Source organism: Exiguobacterium sp. s132, assembly GCF_018617235.1.
Lineage (GTDB): Bacteria > Bacillota > Bacilli > Exiguobacteriales > Exiguobacteriaceae > Exiguobacterium > Exiguobacterium profundum.
The window spans coordinates 15,009-30,016 of the sequence record NZ_JACSJU010000001.1 but is presented as its reverse complement, the minus strand read 5'-3'; the positions used below and the strand labels follow the sequence as shown (position 1 = coordinate 30,016).

General features: G+C 47.3%; 16 protein-coding genes. 7 read left to right on the top strand and 9 right to left on the bottom strand.

The features are described 5' to 3' along the window. Positions 1 to 43: 43 nt before the first annotated feature. The gene (locus tag KNO78_RS00210; RefSeq protein WP_015880933.1) at positions 44 to 607 is read left to right on the top strand and encodes an HTH-type transcriptional regulator Hpr; all 564 of its coding nucleotides are present in this window, start codon (positions 44 to 46) and stop codon (positions 605 to 607) included. On the opposite strand, the gene KNO78_RS00205 is transcribed toward KNO78_RS00210, so the two are convergent. Then, a complete protein-coding gene (locus KNO78_RS00205) occupies positions 591 to 929 on the bottom strand; it encodes a DUF1878 family protein (RefSeq protein WP_235189241.1) in 339 nt (112 codons plus the stop codon). The two genes, KNO78_RS00210 and KNO78_RS00205, sit on opposite strands and share 17 nt — an antisense overlap. Positions 930 to 1,082: 153 nt before the next feature. Between KNO78_RS00205 and KNO78_RS00200 the strand changes: the two genes are divergently transcribed. After that, positions 1,083 to 2,084 (top strand): peptidylprolyl isomerase, encoded by a 1,002-nt coding sequence (locus KNO78_RS00200; RefSeq protein ID WP_196431491.1) that lies wholly within the window; start codon positions 1,083 to 1,085, stop codon positions 2,082 to 2,084. Positions 2,085 to 2,135: 51 nt separating this feature from the next. Here KNO78_RS00200 and KNO78_RS00195 read toward each other — a convergent pair whose 3' ends face one another. Continuing rightward, entirely contained in the window at positions 2,136 to 3,095 is a 960-nt protein-coding gene (locus tag KNO78_RS00195; RefSeq protein WP_214691241.1) for an HD domain-containing protein, read from the bottom strand. 81 nt (positions 3,096 to 3,176) lie between these two features. Between KNO78_RS00195 and KNO78_RS00190 the strand changes: the two genes are divergently transcribed. The 3 genes from KNO78_RS00190 to KNO78_RS00180 are packed head-to-tail and all read left to right on the top strand — an operon-like array spanning position 3,177 to position 5,486. After that, a complete protein-coding gene (locus KNO78_RS00190) occupies positions 3,177 to 4,100 on the top strand; it encodes a magnesium transporter CorA family protein (RefSeq protein WP_196431492.1) in 924 nt (307 codons plus the stop codon). Positions 4,101 to 4,136: 36 nt separating this feature from the next. Further along, positions 4,137 to 5,228 carry a DNA polymerase IV gene (dinB, locus tag KNO78_RS00185; RefSeq protein ID WP_214691242.1) on the top strand — a complete coding sequence of 364 codons (1,092 nt, stop codon included), beginning with the start codon at positions 4,137 to 4,139 and terminating at the stop codon, positions 5,226 to 5,228. A 39-nt stretch (positions 5,229 to 5,267) separates the two neighbouring features. After that, positions 5,268 to 5,486, top strand: a complete 219-nt coding sequence (locus tag KNO78_RS00180; protein ID WP_078146414.1) for a YhzD family protein — start codon at positions 5,268 to 5,270, stop codon at positions 5,484 to 5,486. Positions 5,487 to 5,526: 40 nt separating this feature from the next. Here the strand turns inward: KNO78_RS00180 and KNO78_RS00175 are convergent, their stop codons facing one another. The 4 genes from KNO78_RS00175 to KNO78_RS00160 form a co-directional block, all read right to left on the bottom strand. Further along, the gene (locus tag KNO78_RS00175) at positions 5,527 to 6,018 is read right to left on the bottom strand and encodes a hypothetical protein (protein ID WP_214691243.1); all 492 of its coding nucleotides are present in this window, start codon (positions 6,016 to 6,018) and stop codon (positions 5,527 to 5,529) included. Positions 6,019 to 6,080: 62 nt separating this feature from the next. After that, a complete protein-coding gene (locus KNO78_RS00170) occupies positions 6,081 to 7,856 on the bottom strand; it encodes an SLC13 family permease (RefSeq protein ID WP_196431495.1) in 1,776 nt (591 codons plus the stop codon). A 128-nt stretch (positions 7,857 to 7,984) separates the two neighbouring features. Then, positions 7,985 to 8,356 carry a YlbF family regulator gene (locus KNO78_RS00165; RefSeq protein WP_015880924.1) on the bottom strand — a complete coding sequence of 124 codons (372 nt, stop codon included), beginning with the start codon at positions 8,354 to 8,356 and terminating at the stop codon, positions 7,985 to 7,987. A gap of 37 nt (positions 8,357 to 8,393) precedes the next feature. Continuing rightward, positions 8,394 to 9,485: a DUF445 family protein gene (locus KNO78_RS00160; protein ID WP_214691285.1), complete on the bottom strand. Its 1,092-nt coding sequence runs from the start codon at positions 9,483 to 9,485 to the stop codon at positions 8,394 to 8,396. 69 nt (positions 9,486 to 9,554) lie between these two features. Between KNO78_RS00160 and KNO78_RS00155 the strand changes: the two genes are divergently transcribed. Both KNO78_RS00155 and KNO78_RS00150 read left to right on the top strand, forming a co-directional pair. Beyond that, entirely contained in the window at positions 9,555 to 10,406 is an 852-nt protein-coding gene (locus tag KNO78_RS00155; RefSeq protein ID WP_308162641.1) for a PucR family transcriptional regulator, read from the top strand. A gap of 104 nt (positions 10,407 to 10,510) precedes the next feature. After that, positions 10,511 to 11,608, top strand: a complete 1,098-nt coding sequence (locus KNO78_RS00150) for an ABC transporter ATP-binding protein (protein ID WP_159563604.1) — start codon at positions 10,511 to 10,513, stop codon at positions 11,606 to 11,608. A 42-nt stretch (positions 11,609 to 11,650) separates the two neighbouring features. On the opposite strand, the gene KNO78_RS00145 is transcribed toward KNO78_RS00150, so the two are convergent. From KNO78_RS00145 to KNO78_RS00135, 3 genes are all read right to left on the bottom strand, one after another. Next, a complete protein-coding gene (locus KNO78_RS00145) occupies positions 11,651 to 12,301 on the bottom strand; it encodes an amino acid ABC transporter permease (RefSeq protein WP_074037683.1) in 651 nt (216 codons plus the stop codon). Then, positions 12,298 to 13,056, bottom strand: a complete 759-nt coding sequence (locus KNO78_RS00140) for a transporter substrate-binding domain-containing protein (protein ID WP_196431497.1) — start codon at positions 13,054 to 13,056, stop codon at positions 12,298 to 12,300. The genes KNO78_RS00145 and KNO78_RS00140 overlap by 4 nt, the downstream gene beginning before the upstream one ends. Positions 13,057 to 13,182: 126 nt before the next feature. Then, positions 13,183 to 14,910, bottom strand: a complete 1,728-nt coding sequence (locus KNO78_RS00135; protein ID WP_214691245.1) for a phospho-sugar mutase — start codon at positions 14,908 to 14,910, stop codon at positions 13,183 to 13,185. Between the last annotated feature and the right edge of the window lie 98 nt (positions 14,911 to 15,008).

The window sequence follows — 15,008 nt, the reverse complement described above, 5'->3', positions numbered from 1 at the left end:
CGTCGATTACATTTGACTTTTTATCCGGAAAGGATGGATCGAGATGGAACACGAAAAAGAATTCACTGGCCCTGAGGCCATGCTCTATAGCCACAAAATCATTCAATTGAGTAAAGCTTTGTGGAAAACCGTCGAAAAAGACTGGCAAAACTGGATCAAACCGTTCGACTTAAATATCAATGAACACCATATCTTATGGATTGCCCACGCTTTAGGCGGTGCATCGATTTCAGAAATTGCGAAATATGGCGTCATGCACGTCTCGACTGCTTTCAACTTCTCGAAGAAGTTAGAAGATCGTGGATTACTTACGTTTTCTAAAAAAGAGACGGACAAACGAAACACGTACGTTCAATTGACACCTGAAGGCGAATCGTTATTACTCGAAACGATTCACGCCTTCGACCCAGAAGGGAACGGCGTATTCCGCGCTTCCCTTCCGCTCCAAGAACTGTATGGAAAGTTCCCTGACTTAACAGATATGACGGCTATCGTGCGTCGCTTGTACGGGGATAACTTTATGGATATCTTTGCGGAAACGTCAAAAATGATCACAGAAGAGGCAGGCAGACGCCCTGATGAGGATGAACTCAGTCAAGAAGCCTGACCTGCCGATAAAGTGGTTCTGTGACGTCTAACTCGATTCCTTGTCGGACACATGCCTCAAGAATCGTTTTGACGTCAAGTCTCACATCTAACATACCTGCAAAATGGACGAGCAATGGTTCTATGGACGTGTATCCGTAGCGCAATTGCTCGTTTTGCTGCGCCCGAATCTCCTCAAGCAATTGATAAAATGACTCGACTTCTTGTTTCGTCAAATTCGCTCGAATCACCTCATATTCGAACGGACGGTCTGTCCAATCGACAATCTCGAGTAAGATCTTCATCTGATAGGCTAAATGCTCGACCTTCTCCTCTAGTGACACTTCCCTCACCCCATCATTTCACATTCTATTTCATCATTATACGACAGGATTGTGTGCTATGATACTGTACAGACAAGAGAACAGCTGTCATGATTAGGAAAATGTGATATAGTCGGACTTAGAAACTTTAAAGAATTATTAGGGGTGGAATACATGTCAAACGGAATGACGAACGAACCAAAAAAGCAAGATAAAAAATTCTCAACTGGCGCAATCGTCGGTGCATCTGCAATCGCACTCATTATCGGTGCTGGCGGTACGTATGCGGCAACGAACGCAGGCGGCGGAGAGTCAGATAATTCAGCAGTCGTCACATACAAAGGCGGCGAAATCACACGCGGTGAAATCGCGGATATGAGCTATGACCGCATGGTACCACAACTCGCATTCCAAGAGACGATGAATGCACTTCTTGAAAAAGAATACGGTGACCAAGTCGACCAAGAAAAAGTAGATGAAGAGTTCAGCAAGACAGAAGAACAGTTCAACTCAGAAGAAGAGTTCGAACAAGCGATTCAACAAGCCGGCATGAGCGGTACGGAAGAGTTTAAAGAAGCGCTTCGCGGACAGATGCTCGTTGACGCTGCGAAATCGAAACTTGTCGATGTGACCGATGAAGAAATCGAAGCACAGTTCGCAAAAGAGAACGTGGAAGTGGAAGCTAGCCACATCCTCGTTGAAACAGAAGAAGAGGCACAAGACATCATTAAAGAGTTGAATGACGGTGCAGACTTCGCTGAACTTGCGAAAGAAAAATCAACGGATACTGGTTCAGGAGAACAAGGTGGAGAACTCGGTTTCTTCTCTGCTGGTAAGATGGTACCTGAATTCGAAGAGTACGCATTCAAAGAAGATGTCGTTGGTAAAATCTCTGAACCGGTTCAATCTCAGTTCGGTTTCCATGTCATCAAAGTGACAGACCGTAAAGAGAAAGACTTGAAACTCGAAGACGAGAAAGATCGTATTCGTGAAGAATTGGCAGCTGAAAAATCAGCTTCTGTCGATGCGAACAAAATTTACGCTGAGTTGATTGAAAAATACAACGTTGACGTAAAAGATGCAAAAGCAGAACAACAATTTGACGCTGTTAAAGAAGCGATTAAAAACGCAGACGAGTCTTCAGAAGAACCTGCAGCAGAATCAACTGAACAGTAATCACAAAGGGGCACTCCAGCAATGGAGTACCCCTTTTTCGTTGGTCACCTGTTATAAATTCGGGCGATAGAAAGCACGGTTATCGAGCGCCATGACACGCTCCGTGAACATTCCGGGCTCGACCCCTTCATACGCTTTCTCAAACATGTTCATGCGCGCATCAATATTATCAATGAAGAATAACATCTCCGCTTCAGGTAATTGTGGCGCATTCGCAGATCCCCATTCCGGCTTCCCGTGATGGCTTAAGACGAGATGTTGCAACAATGTCGTCACTTCGCGGTCCGTTCCAAGTTCCCGTGACACAACTTCAAGTTCCGATGCCATAAGTGACAAATGACCGAGTAATTTTCCTTCGAGTGTGTATTCTGGCGTAATCGCATCAGACAATTCGATGACTTTCGCCAAATCATGCAAAATCACACCCGCAATCAAAAGATCACGATTCAAGGATGGATACAGTTCACACATCGTATCCGCGAGCTTCAACATCGACATCACATGAAATGCCAGTCCCGAATAGACCGCGTGATGATGTCGAACGGCAGCCGGATACGTGAAGTATGCCTCTTCATGACGATTGACGACTTCCTCGACAAGACGGCGAATCTCATCGTGTTGAAGTGACGTGATGAATCCACGAATCGTCGTCTCGAGCTCTGACTTCGGAATCGGAGCCGATCGGACGTACGGTGCGATGTCTATTTCCTGCTCGATGATTGAAATTTGTTTTAGTTTCAACTGGGTGCGCCCCCGATAGTCCATCACTTCCCCTGCCGCATGGACGATTTTTTTCGTCGCATACTTCTCGGTATCGGCACTATCCCATAATTTCGTTTCGATTTCACCACTCTCGTCGCAAAGGATTAATGTTAAATAAGGTTTCCCGTTCCCGGCAAGTCCCTTATACGATTGTTTGATCATGACATATTGGTCTAGCGTGTCGCCCACTTTGAGCTGACCGATTTTTGTCGTCAATGAAAGCACCTCTCTCTTGTTCAGTACCTTCATCTTAACGAAAGTTTGAGACAGATGCCAACATTCCTGACAATTTGGGAATACTATCAATATAGTGAATTGGAGGAATGGATGATGGAATGGGATTGGTATACACGACCGGAAGATTATATTCATGTTGATCAGCTATATGCTCAAGCCTATACGTATTGGCTTGAACAATTGACGACCTCAAATGTGACGAAGATTGTCGTCGAGAATGGATATATGTATGGTTCACTCACACTCGACTATGAACAGTTAGAACGGGAACCACAAAAAATTGGACATTACTTCATTGGACCTGATTTTTTATGGACAATCGGCTTTGATGATTTGCACCATGAGTCCGTTTTCGCCAAACAATGCGATTCTCCAATCGAGGCGTTTTATGAGTTGCTTGCCGAACGGATGAACAACTACTTTCACGGTATCGATGAGTTTGAAGAACGTTTGATGGCAGCTCAACGTGAAATGACGGGACAAGTTCCCGCTACGTTCATGAATGAGATTTTTGGTCTTCGCAGTGAGATTGAACGGTGGTCGGATACGGTCACTCCATATAAGGAGCTTGTCATGGCCGGACGAGAAGCTTTTTTAACGATCGATTTGCAGCAGTTAAAATCGTATCAACTTGCCGATTATCGAGTCAATCGATTGCTGACACTCATCAATCATTATCAAGAAGACGTGATTGCGATGACAGATCTCGCCTCCACCCTGTCGAACTTTCGAGGGAACGAAATCATGAAGGCACTAACCGTCTTCACCGCGCTGACGACTCCCGTCGTTGCATTCGGTGCGGTTTGGGGAATGAACTTTAAAAATATGCCTGAACTGGAATGGCCGCTTGGATATGGATTCGCCTGGCTCATGATTCTTCTCTTCACGCTCATCATCCAAGTGTGGCTGAAACGGAAGAATTGGATCGGGTCATTGCTACAGTTTCCGAATCAGACGACTTCAACGAAACATCGGTCAAAACAAAAAACTCAAAAAACGAACAAAAGTTCGGTATAATGAAAGAAAAGTGATTCACACAAGAAAGGTGATGTTATGGAACGACTCATCATTCATGTGGACATGGACGCATTTTATGCCTCTGTCGAACAGCGTGACCGTCCTAACTTACGAGGAAAGCCCGTCATCGTCGGAGGCCCTCCCCACAGCCGCGGGGTCGTCGCGACATGTTCCTATGAGGCGAGGAAATACGGCGTACACAGCGCGATGTCATCACGTCGCGCTTTTGCCTTGTGTCCCCATGCGACGTTTATCAAACCACGGTTTCAGGCCTATCGACAAGTCAGCGCACACGTGATGGAGATTTTTAAGTCGGTCACACCGCTCGTCGAACCACTCTCGCTCGATGAGGCTTACCTCGATGTGACGGAGAATTCGTTATTGAGTACATCCGGACCCTTTATCGCCCGGTATATATTAGGCGAGATTAAGCGTCGCACCGGTCTCACCGCATCTGCCGGAGTCGCACCGTCAAAATTTGTCGCGAAAATCGCTTCAGGATATGAGAAACCAAATGGACTCACGGTCGTTCCGCTTGATGAAGTGGCAACCTTTCTGGCTCCCCTCTCCATCGAAGCCATGCATGGAGTCGGAAAAGTGACCGCCCAAACGCTTTATAAAAGTGGTTATCATACGATCGGTGACCTTCAACAAACTCGTCCTGAGCAACTGAAAGCCATCTTTGGACACGATCGTGGGCAACAACTATATGAACTGGCACACGGACGTGATACGCGTCCTGTCGTGGCCACGCGAGAGCGTAAGTCGATTGGGTCAGAAACGACGTTCGCATTTGATATCGATGACCCGGAAGAAGTGTTCGAACGGGTCATCCCAGAGATGGAGGACGTATTGCGTCAGCTCGATCGCCGAGACTTGAGCTGTCAAACGGTCACCATCAAAATAAAGACGAGCGAGTTTCAGGCTCGGAGTCATCAAATCAAATTAAACCACCCGACGCATGACCATGATGAGATTAGACGACTTGCCAGACGTCTTTTCGACGAGATGAACGTCATCGAGCCCGTCCGTTTGATCGGATTGACCGTATCCGATTTGATTCCCCGAACTGAATCGACACGACAGCTGACATTCGACGAACTGACAAAACCTTCTCTTGAAGAATGAATGGCCATTCATTAAAATGAAGAAAAGGGGGTCGTGTGAATGGAAACATACACGGTGACAGGATTTGAAAATGATGGCACGCTCGTATTGAATGAAATGTTCGAAGCGAACGACGATCAGTCGGCCAAACAACAAGGACTCGACATGCTTCGTGCTGCTGGACATGAGCATAAAGGGGCGCGTATCGTACGACGAGGGCAACTCATCTACTTCGAGCGTTGCAAATTACCGGGTAAATTGAAAGGGACAGCATCTTAACAAAAGTAGACCAGGACAATGATTGTCTTGGTCTACTTTTTCATTCACCATATTTTTTATTCCACGCATCCTGCCATTCTTGAAGATCGGGGTGAATATCCTCAAGCGATTCTCCGCTCAAACTATATCCGTTCCCTAAACCTGATCCATCTGTCACGGGGAATGATGTCCCGCCGATGACCTTTCCATCCACGATCATTACTGAGACAGCAATCTGACCGGCGGGAGATTGCTCACCAATCGGATGATCTTTCACCGTAAAGTTTTCGTAGTAGATGGTCTTACCCACGTATTCATCCGGTGATACGGTTTGTAGTCCCCAAACGTTCCGTTCACGATCCTCTGCCAGTTCCTCTAAGGTTAAAGTACTCGTATGCTCTCCTTCAAAAGAAACGATCGAGTACTGTTGCTCCTCGAGATACGCTTCGGCCACCTTCCCGCTCTGCGTCATCTCAGGTTCTGGTTCCGTCCCCACTTCTTTCCCACATGCCACAAGAAAGAGACAGAAGAAAACCAATATCCATTTTTTCATCATCGCCCGCCCTTTCATTTGCTGATACGTCTATTTTCGATACTCGTCCCCAAACCTCCTATTCAAAATGGGAAGAGGATGAGAATCATCAAAATTCCTACGATTCCCGTGATGAGTTGTAACGGCACACCGACTTTGATAAAATCCATGAACCGATAGTTGCCGATACTAAAGACCATCGCATTTGTCGGAGATCCGAACGGGGTCATAAAAGCGAGTGATGCCGAGATGGCGACCGCAACGACGAATGGAACCGGACTGACAGTCATCGATTCGGCGAGTGCAATCGCTAAGGGGACAAACAAAATAGCGGTCGCTGTATTCGAGATGATTTGACTAAGGAGCATGGTCGAGACGAATAAGACGACGAGTACCCATATAGGACCAAAGTCGGCAAACGTCCTTTCAATCCATTCAACGACCCATCCCATGATTCCCGCCTTTTCAAGCGCCGTTCCTACCGGGATCATGGCCGCAATCAAGACGAGCGAGGACCATTGAATAGATTGATAGGCGACGTCCATCTGTCGGACGGCCCCACTCAACACCATCGCTAGCGCAGCCATCCATACGGCAACGGTCGGATCGACCCATTCGAATATGAACATGAGCAACAACATGAGCATGATGATGCCTGCTGCAAGCTGATGACGCCCCGATACGACTCGATTGGCTACCTCGGTCACCCGTTCATTTGATAACAGGTCATGTGTCTCTCTTTCCATCCGCTCTAAATCATCCCATGTCCCCTGTACCATCAACATGTCTCCTTGCTTCAACGGGGTGTCTGTCAATCGCACGTGTGCGATCTCTTCTTGTGGTCGGATGACTTTTAAGACATTGACATGAAATTGATTACGTAACTGACTCTCACCGATACGCTTCCCGATTAATCGACTCACCCCTGGGACCGTGAACAGGAGAACCCCTCCGGTTTGATCATCTACACGGGTGGCCTCAATCGGTTCAAATGGTATCTGTTCTTTTTCAGAAAAGTTCCGAACGTGCCGTTCCTCACCGCTGACAAGTAATTCCCCCGCACGTAGTACGGTGTCTGCATGAGCCGTCTCATGATGGTGCCGTCCATGAACTCGTTCCTTCAAGACTATAACCCCTTCATGAGACCATGAAAGGTCACGTAACTGTTTCCCAATTAACGGATGACTCTTTGCAATCGACATCACATAGACGTTTGGACGCAATGGCTCACTTATCTCCGTCTTCAACCACAGTTTCGCCCCTTCTTGATGGAGTAAGCGATTCCCGATTAGACGGAAATAGATCAATCCAATCACCATCACGACCAGACCAATTGGAAACAATGAAAAGAATCCGAGCGGTTCATCCACGAGGCCGCGGAGTGCTTCTGCCGCAACGAGATTGGGAGGTGTCCCAATCAGTGTCATCGTTCCACCGATGCTTGAAAAAAAGGCGAGTGGCATGAGATAAGAATCCATAGATTGTTGGATTTTTCGTGCCATTACCATCACAACAGGAATGAGCAAAGCGACGGTCCCCGTATTGGACATGACACTCGACAAGAGCGTCACCGTCAACATAAACAGATAGAATAAACGCGTCGCATTCCCTCCCGCGTATGGAACAAGCAAAGAAGCCAACCGTTCCGCCAGACCAGAATGAAACAATCCCGCTCCGACCACGAACAGTCCAGCAATCATCAAGACGACCGGATTGGAGAAACCAGCCATCGCCTCACCTGGGGTCAATTGTTGTGTGAGCACGAGGCAAACAAGTCCAATCAATGCCACTAAATCCGCCCGTAACCATCCTGCTATGAAAAAGAAAATCATCCCTAAAAGGATTATCACCGTGATCATGCTGATTCACCCTTTCGCTATTGTCACAATTTCATTATAACCCACTTTATGTAAGCGCTTACTTAAAGCGTGTGACAATCTCATCAACAAAAAAACGGATGGCTCTAAAGCCATCCGCACATCATTTGTTATTGAACTTCGTTTTCGTTCACCATCGGGGCATAAAGCTCCTCGAGTGGTTTCATGATGATTTTCGTCACTTCTGTAACGAGTTGGTGCATGCGTTGCTCTTCTTGCATGAGCTCCATGATCAATTCGTTCTGTTGAACGTTCATCATTTTCGTTTGCGCATCCATCATTTCCTGCTCAGAGATTTCCTCTCCTTGCATCTGCTTTTGTTGAAGCGTCATTTGGATGTTACGGAAGTCAGCGAACAACTGGTTCGCTTCCGCATCCGCATTGACACGATCGTATAAAGAAGAGAGTGTTGTGAACTCTTCAGAATCGCGAAGTGCTTTCTCCAATTGGTAAGCTTGGTCGTACAAGTTTGTTTGTGACATGTAACGTCCTCCTAAATGCTATTAGGGCATAGAGCCATCACAAGATGGCAATCAACCCTTGAATCAACCCAATCATACCACCTAACAGAGCACCAAGCCATGTTATTGCCCGAAACTCTCGTTTCGAAATCGATAAGACGATCTCTTCGAGGTACGACGTGTCGAGTGATTGGACCTGCTCTTGCACAATCTTATCAATCTTCAATCGGTCCATGATTGTCTCCATTTGGTTCGTGAAGCGCTCAATGACAAGCGTGACACCTTGTGGAACGAGTTCGTCGACAATGCGGGATTCGACGGACTGTGTATACCACGATATCGGACGATTCAATAATTGTCCGATTGGCAAACGAGATACGACTTGGTCTGTGATGCCATCGATGAGTCGTGCTTCGAGTCGGTCATCGATTAACGTATCGACCGTCTTCTCACTGAATCGCTCAAATTCACGCGTAATCATCGTCGTCATTCCGTCACGGGTCGATTGACCACGTAAGATGTTGACGATTTCTGGTCGAACCATCTCGACAAAGTTCATGTTTTGAATGAACCCTGCGATAAATCCGAGACGACGCTGGACGAATGAGTCAACCATGTGACGAAGTTGCGCCTCACCTTCCGGAGAATAGAAATATTCTTCTGATTTGACGAGAAGCGCCTCAACGACTTCAGGAATGACTACTCGTACACGGTCCATCCCTTCTTCTCCAAGTAATTCAAACAGCTTCCGTTCTTTCACTTCAGCCATGACGCTCGATAACTCGTCACGTAATTTGTCATCTGCTAACGTGAGGAATCGTGCCTCTGCGTTCGGATAGAGAGGTTCCAACAACTCTCGAACCGTCTTATCCGAGCGTAACATCGTCTGAACCTCTTGTTGCGCAAAGTGCGTAATATGCGTCGTCACTTGGTCATCTAGCAATCGCTTCCGCATACCCTCTGGTGTCAATAAGTGTTTGACGACCGTCTTCCCTAGACTAGATGCCAGTTCATCTCGACGTTTCGGAATGAGTCCTGGTGTAAAAGGAATCCGAAATGAACCGATGTATTTCGGTTCATGTGGTCGGAACAACATCTTGATGGCGAGAAAGTTGGTCACGCCCCCGATGGTCGCCCCGATCAATATCATGAGTAAAATCTTTAATAACCCGTCCAAACTGCAAGCCTCCGATCTGAAATATGATACATTGTTGTTGAGGTGATAGTATTGAATACGTTTGATCGTATTAAATCGATTTTTCCGACTGCTGTCCATCGGTCGGAAGATGCATCTGGTGACCTTGATTGGTTCGAGACGCAAGATGGTACCCTATTCGGACTCCCCGCGTTCGAACTGAGCGAACGCGAACAAAAGCTGTTGGCGCTATGGGCGACGCCAATCCTTCAATCTGATCCCCATCAGCGAAAATGGCAAGCAACCCTTCAAGATGAAACGTTTCGTTTTGAGCAACCGTTTCGGCTCATCTCTCTTTCTCTCCAAGAAGCGGAAGAAGAAGCGTTCGAATCCTTCGTTAGTATCGTCCGTGACTTTATGCCGCATGCCGAGGTCATCTTGATGTCGACACGACATATCGAGCTGATTGAACAAAATCCATTCGTCGATCTTCAGGAGTTTGAGGACGTATTGCGCGCCATTGCGAGTGACTGTTTCATCGAGGCGCATGCGATCTATAGCGAACGTCCGCAAGGCTCGCTCGCCCATGTGTATCGTCAACATCAATTACTCATGCCATACGCACGTATGTCTACTAAAACTTACCCTGCTAGTCAATTATTATACCATTATTTACTACAACAGCAGGACTTAAAAGAGCGGATGTATATCACTGCCCCGTTAATGCAAATGCTCGATTTATCGACAATCGAATTATTAGAGGCGTTGTTTCGTCACTCGTTGAATGTCTCGCATACCGCCAAAGCACTGTTCATGCATCGAAACACGCTAAATTATCGGCTCGATCGTCTATTTGAGACGACGGGTTACGATGCTCGAACGTTCTATGACGCTAGCCTCCTTCAACTCATGGTCATGTTGCACAAATCCGATTAACGGTTTTTGTGCAACTTGTCCATATTCAATGCAAGCGGTTTCATCATATAATCGTTCTTGTAAGCGCTATTATATACACATAGATTCTTTAGGAGGCTAACGACATGGCAGAAATTCGTTTAGAACACATTGATAAAATTTACGATGGTGGCGTAAAAGCCGTCAGCGATTTCAACTTACACATCAAAGACCGTGAGTTCATCGTCTTCGTCGGACCGTCTGGTTGCGGAAAATCGACAACACTTCGTATGATCGCAGGACTTGAAGAGATTTCAAACGGAGACTTTATCATTGACGGGAAACGAATGAACGATGTCGCTCCTAAAGATCGTGATATCGCCATGGTCTTCCAAAACTACGCACTTTATCCGCACATGAGCGTCTACGACAACATGGCGTTCGGGTTGAAGCTCCGTAAGTTCCCAAAAGACGAGATCGATCGTCGCGTAAAAGACGCTGCCCGCATTCTCGGCTTGGAAGAATACCTCGAGCGTAAACCAAAAGCGCTCTCAGGTGGACAACGTCAGCGTGTTGCCATTGGTCGTGCGATTGTCCGTGACGCAAAAGTCTTCTTGATGGATGAGCCACTCTCAAACTTGGATGCGAAACTCCGTGTACAAATGCGTAAAGAGATCATCCAATTGCACAACCGCTTGGATACAACGACGATTTACGTTACCCATGACCAAACGGAAGCGATGACACTCGCTACACGGATCGTCATCTTGAAAGACGGAATCATTCAACAAGTCGGTTCGCCGAAAGAAGTATATGATCATCCAGATAACATCTTCGTCGCCGGCTTCATCGGTTCACCATCGATGAACTTCTTCCGCGGTACACTCGCAGAAGGCAAATTCATCACGAACGGTGAAGAAGTCAACGTACCAGAAGGAAAAATGAAGACGCTTCGTGATCGTGGCTATGTCGGAAAAGAGCTCGTCCTCGGAATTCGTCCGGAATCAATCCACGATGAGCCAATCTACATCGACTCACCAACGACACACACGTTCAAAGCGCACATCGATGTCGCTGAGCTCATGGGTTCTGAGTCTTACCTCTACGCTGAACTCGGTGGACAACAGTTCACAGCCCGCGTTGACGGTCGCTCGAACATCCACATGGGTGACGATGTTGAACTCGCACTCGATATGACAAAAGCACACTTCTTCGACGGAGAGACAGAACAAGTCATCCGTTAAGGTATACAAAAAACCTCGATTCGTCTGAATCGAGGTTTTTTCTTATCGAATCGCGTAACGCCGTTCGAGTTTGTGTTGACCGGCTTGGATCAAGGTCGATAAAATCCAGTAGATCGACGCCGAGAACAAGAGCAACGGCATGACTAAATACGTCGTGGCCGCAATTTGGTCAGACACGTACGTTAACTCCTGAACCGCGATGACCGAACCGAGTGACGTTGACTTGATGATGTCGATGACCGAGTTCGAGACAGGTGGGATGGCACGTGAGAGCGCCTGCGGGAAAATGATGTCTTTGAAGCGTTTCATTTTCGGAATACCGAGCGCGACACTCGCCTCCACTTGTCCTTTGTCGACCGAGTTGATGGCTGCTCGGAAAGCCTCTGAGATATAGGCAGCGAAGTGGAAGCCTAATCCAAAGATGAGCGCCTGCATCCCACTGAGTTGAACGAACCCGGTGAGCCCGACATACAAGATCAGCAACTGAAGTAAGAGCGGTGTTCCACGGAAGAACGAAATGTACGTCCGTGTGAACAACCGTACGATTTTAATCGGACTACTATGAAGTAAAGCGATGATCAGACCGAGCGCCAAGGCGAGAAGAATCGACAGGACACTGGCGATCAACGTGAGCTGGACGGCTTCAAGATAGACCGAGCGGTTATCTATGACGGTCGTGATCAGTTCATTCATTGACTGATATCCTCACCGAAGTACTTCTCACCGATTTCTTTCATCGTGCCGTCTTCTTTCATCTCTGCGAGCGCATCGTTCAACTTGTCTAGCACGTCGCTATCTTGACGTGTCATGAATCCAGCTTCACTTGTATTGAAGATGTCACCGACTGCTTTGACGTCATAGCCTGTTTTTTCGAGTTCCGTCAAGATGAAGAGACGGTCGTTGAGGGCCGCGTCCAAACGACCCACTTCGAGGTCTTGAAGGACTTGGTTCGCCCCTTTATAAAACTTGACTTCAGCGCCAGCTTCTTCAGCCATTTGCGCATAGACCGAACCTTGTGTCGATCCGACTACTTTTCCATCGAGGTCGTCAATGCCTTGGATTTCATTGTTGTCTGAACCGACGATGACTTGAGCTCCTGACACAGCGTACGGGTCAGAGAACGCATATTTCTCTTCGCGCTCAGGCGTGATGCTCATTTGGTTAGCAATCATATCGATACGCTCAGCATCGAGTGCTGGGACAAGTCCTTTGAAGTCCATTGCTTCGTATTCCACTTTGTAACCGGCACGTTCTGCCGCTTCGTTCAAGACGTCGATATCATATCCCATCAATTCACCTTTTTCTTTGTACGTGAATGGTGGGTATGTCGCCTCTGTTCCGACCGTGATGACCGCTTCGTCCGCTCCACTGTCTGTTTCGTTACCGCAAGCTGCAAGAAGCCCGACTGAAGCTCCGATTGCGAGTACGCTCGTTAATGTCTTTTTCATAATGATTCCGCCTTTCCTATAATCCTTATATGATTACACGGTTTTAAACAATATCCTCATCATACTGGCGCGATGTCTTCATGTCAAACAAAAAACATCACCCTATTTCTAGAGTGATGTTCCTCATCAATCAATCGCTTTCGCTTGTTTCATAACATCCGCTTCAATCGCTTCACGTTTTGCAGTCGTCTTCTCGGCACGATCCGCATGCACACTGAAATAAAACTTGATTTTCGGCTCGGTTCCAGATGGGCGAAGACAGAACCACGAACCGTCCGCAAAGACGAATTTCAAGACGTTTGATGATGGCAATTCAATCGTTTCCGATTTACCGGACTGTAAGTCGGTCGCCACTTGTTTCTTATAGTCTTCGAAACGAACGACTTCATATCCACCGACTTCTTTTGGCGGATTGGCACGGAACGCTTCCATCATCCGTCCGATTTGCTCGAGACCAGCTTTTCCTTTTAACGTCATCGACTGCAAGGACTCTTCGTAGAATCCATACTTCTCGTAAATCGACTGTAACGCATCATAAAGCGTCCGACCGTGCTGTTTATGATAAGCTGCCATCTCGGCTGCGAGTAAACAAGCCTGAACGGCATCTTTATCACGACAGAAGTCTCCAATCAAATAGCCGTAGCTTTCTTCATACCCAAAGAGGAATTCATATTCGCCTGATTCTTCATATTGTTTGATCTTCTCACCGATGAACTTGAATCCAGTCAACGTGTTTTCGAGATGTACGCCGTACGCTTTTGCAATCGCAGCACCGAGTTCAGACGTGACGATTGTCTTGGCGACAAATCCATTCGAAGGTAACGTACCTGTCTCACTCTTTTGCGACAGGATGTATTCCATTAATAGCGCACCCGTTTGGTTACCGGTCAAGACGAACCATTCCCCGTCCCGTCCGCGCACGGTTAAGCCAACACGGTCTGCATCCGGGTCCGTCGCCATGAGCAAATCAACCTCGACCCGGTCCCCGTATTCCATCGCTAATTTAAATGCAGCCTTTTCTTCCGGGTTCGGATAACTGACCGTCGGGAACGCACCGTCTGGCTCTGCCTGCTCTTCTACGATGGTCACGTGCTCAAATCCATACGCCTTCAGCCCTTCCATGACCGGACGGCGTCCCGTCCCATGGAGTGGTGAATAGACAATCCGAAGCGGGCTGTCCTGTATGTCATGATGAATCCGAATCGACTGGAGCGCCTCCATATAGGCTTCATCGACTGATGAGTCAACTGTGAGGAGTAGCCCCGTTTGTCGGAGCGCCGCTTCATCTTCAATCTGAATTTTCAGCTCGTCTTCAATCGCATTGACGTACGTCACGAGTTCATCCGCTTCCGCTGGTGGAAGCTGTCCTCCGTCTGCCCCATATACCTTGAATCCGTTATATTCCGGTGGGTTGTGGCTCGCCGTGATCACGATGCCACCGAACGCATTTAAATGACGAACGGCAAACGACAGTTCAGGTGTGGCTCGCAAACTTGGGAACAAATACGTCTTGATTCCGTTTGACGCCAATGTCCGCGCCGCTTCTAATGCAAACTCAGGCGAAAAATGACGTGAGTCATGGGCGATGACGACGCCGTGACGTTTCGCATCTTCCCCTGATGCTGAGATAAAATCAGCAAATCCTTGTGACGCTTTTCGAATCGTATAGACGTTCATCCGGTTCGCACCTGGTCCGATTTCTCCACGCATCCCGCCTGTTCCAAACTCGAGCGTCTTATAAAATGCATCTTCTAATGTGGTTTCATTTTTTGCGAGTTCTTCAAGTTCCGCACGTAAATGCGGCTCGAGCCCTTCGAATTGATTCCAACGGTCATACGTTTGTTGCCATGTCATGATTCATTCCCCTTTCACCCTCAAAAAATTCAATCGAAGTACTCGCCAATTGCTTCCATCTTGTATACGATGAGAGTAACGAAACCTCGAGGTGATAT

Bases quoted from the DNA above. Each gene is read 5' to 3' on its own strand.
- KNO78_RS00210 (WP_015880933.1), top strand. From the start codon at position 44: ATGGAACACGAAAAAGAATTCACTGGCCCTGAGGCCATGCTCTATAGC.
- KNO78_RS00200 (WP_196431491.1), top strand. From the start codon at position 1,083: ATGTCAAACGGAATGACGAACGAACCAAAAAAGCAAGATAAAAAATTC.
- KNO78_RS00195 (WP_214691241.1), bottom strand. From the start codon at position 3,095: ATGAAGGTACTGAACAAGAGAGAGGTGCTTTCATTGACGACAAAAATC.
- KNO78_RS00190 (WP_196431492.1), top strand. From the start codon at position 3,177: ATGGAATGGGATTGGTATACACGACCGGAAGATTATATTCATGTTGAT.
- dinB (WP_214691242.1), top strand. From the start codon at position 4,137: ATGGAACGACTCATCATTCATGTGGACATGGACGCATTTTATGCCTCT.
- KNO78_RS00180 (WP_078146414.1), top strand. From the start codon at position 5,268: ATGGAAACATACACGGTGACAGGATTTGAAAATGATGGCACGCTCGTA.
- KNO78_RS00175 (WP_214691243.1), bottom strand. From the start codon at position 6,018: ATGAAAAAATGGATATTGGTTTTCTTCTGTCTCTTTCTTGTGGCATGT.
- KNO78_RS00170 (WP_196431495.1), bottom strand. From the start codon at position 7,856: ATGATCACGGTGATAATCCTTTTAGGGATGATTTTCTTTTTCATAGCA.
- KNO78_RS00165 (WP_015880924.1), bottom strand. From the start codon at position 8,356: ATGTCACAAACAAACTTGTACGACCAAGCTTACCAATTGGAGAAAGCA.
- KNO78_RS00160 (WP_214691285.1), bottom strand. From the start codon at position 9,485: ATGATATTGATCGGGGCGACCATCGGGGGCGTGACCAACTTTCTCGCC.
- KNO78_RS00150 (WP_159563604.1), top strand. From the start codon at position 10,511: ATGGCAGAAATTCGTTTAGAACACATTGATAAAATTTACGATGGTGGC.
- KNO78_RS00145 (WP_074037683.1), bottom strand. From the start codon at position 12,301: ATGAATGAACTGATCACGACCGTCATAGATAACCGCTCGGTCTATCTT.
- KNO78_RS00140 (WP_196431497.1), bottom strand. From the start codon at position 13,056: ATGAAAAAGACATTAACGAGCGTACTCGCAATCGGAGCTTCAGTCGGG.
- KNO78_RS00135 (WP_214691245.1), bottom strand. From the start codon at position 14,910: ATGACATGGCAACAAACGTATGACCGTTGGAATCAATTCGAAGGGCTC.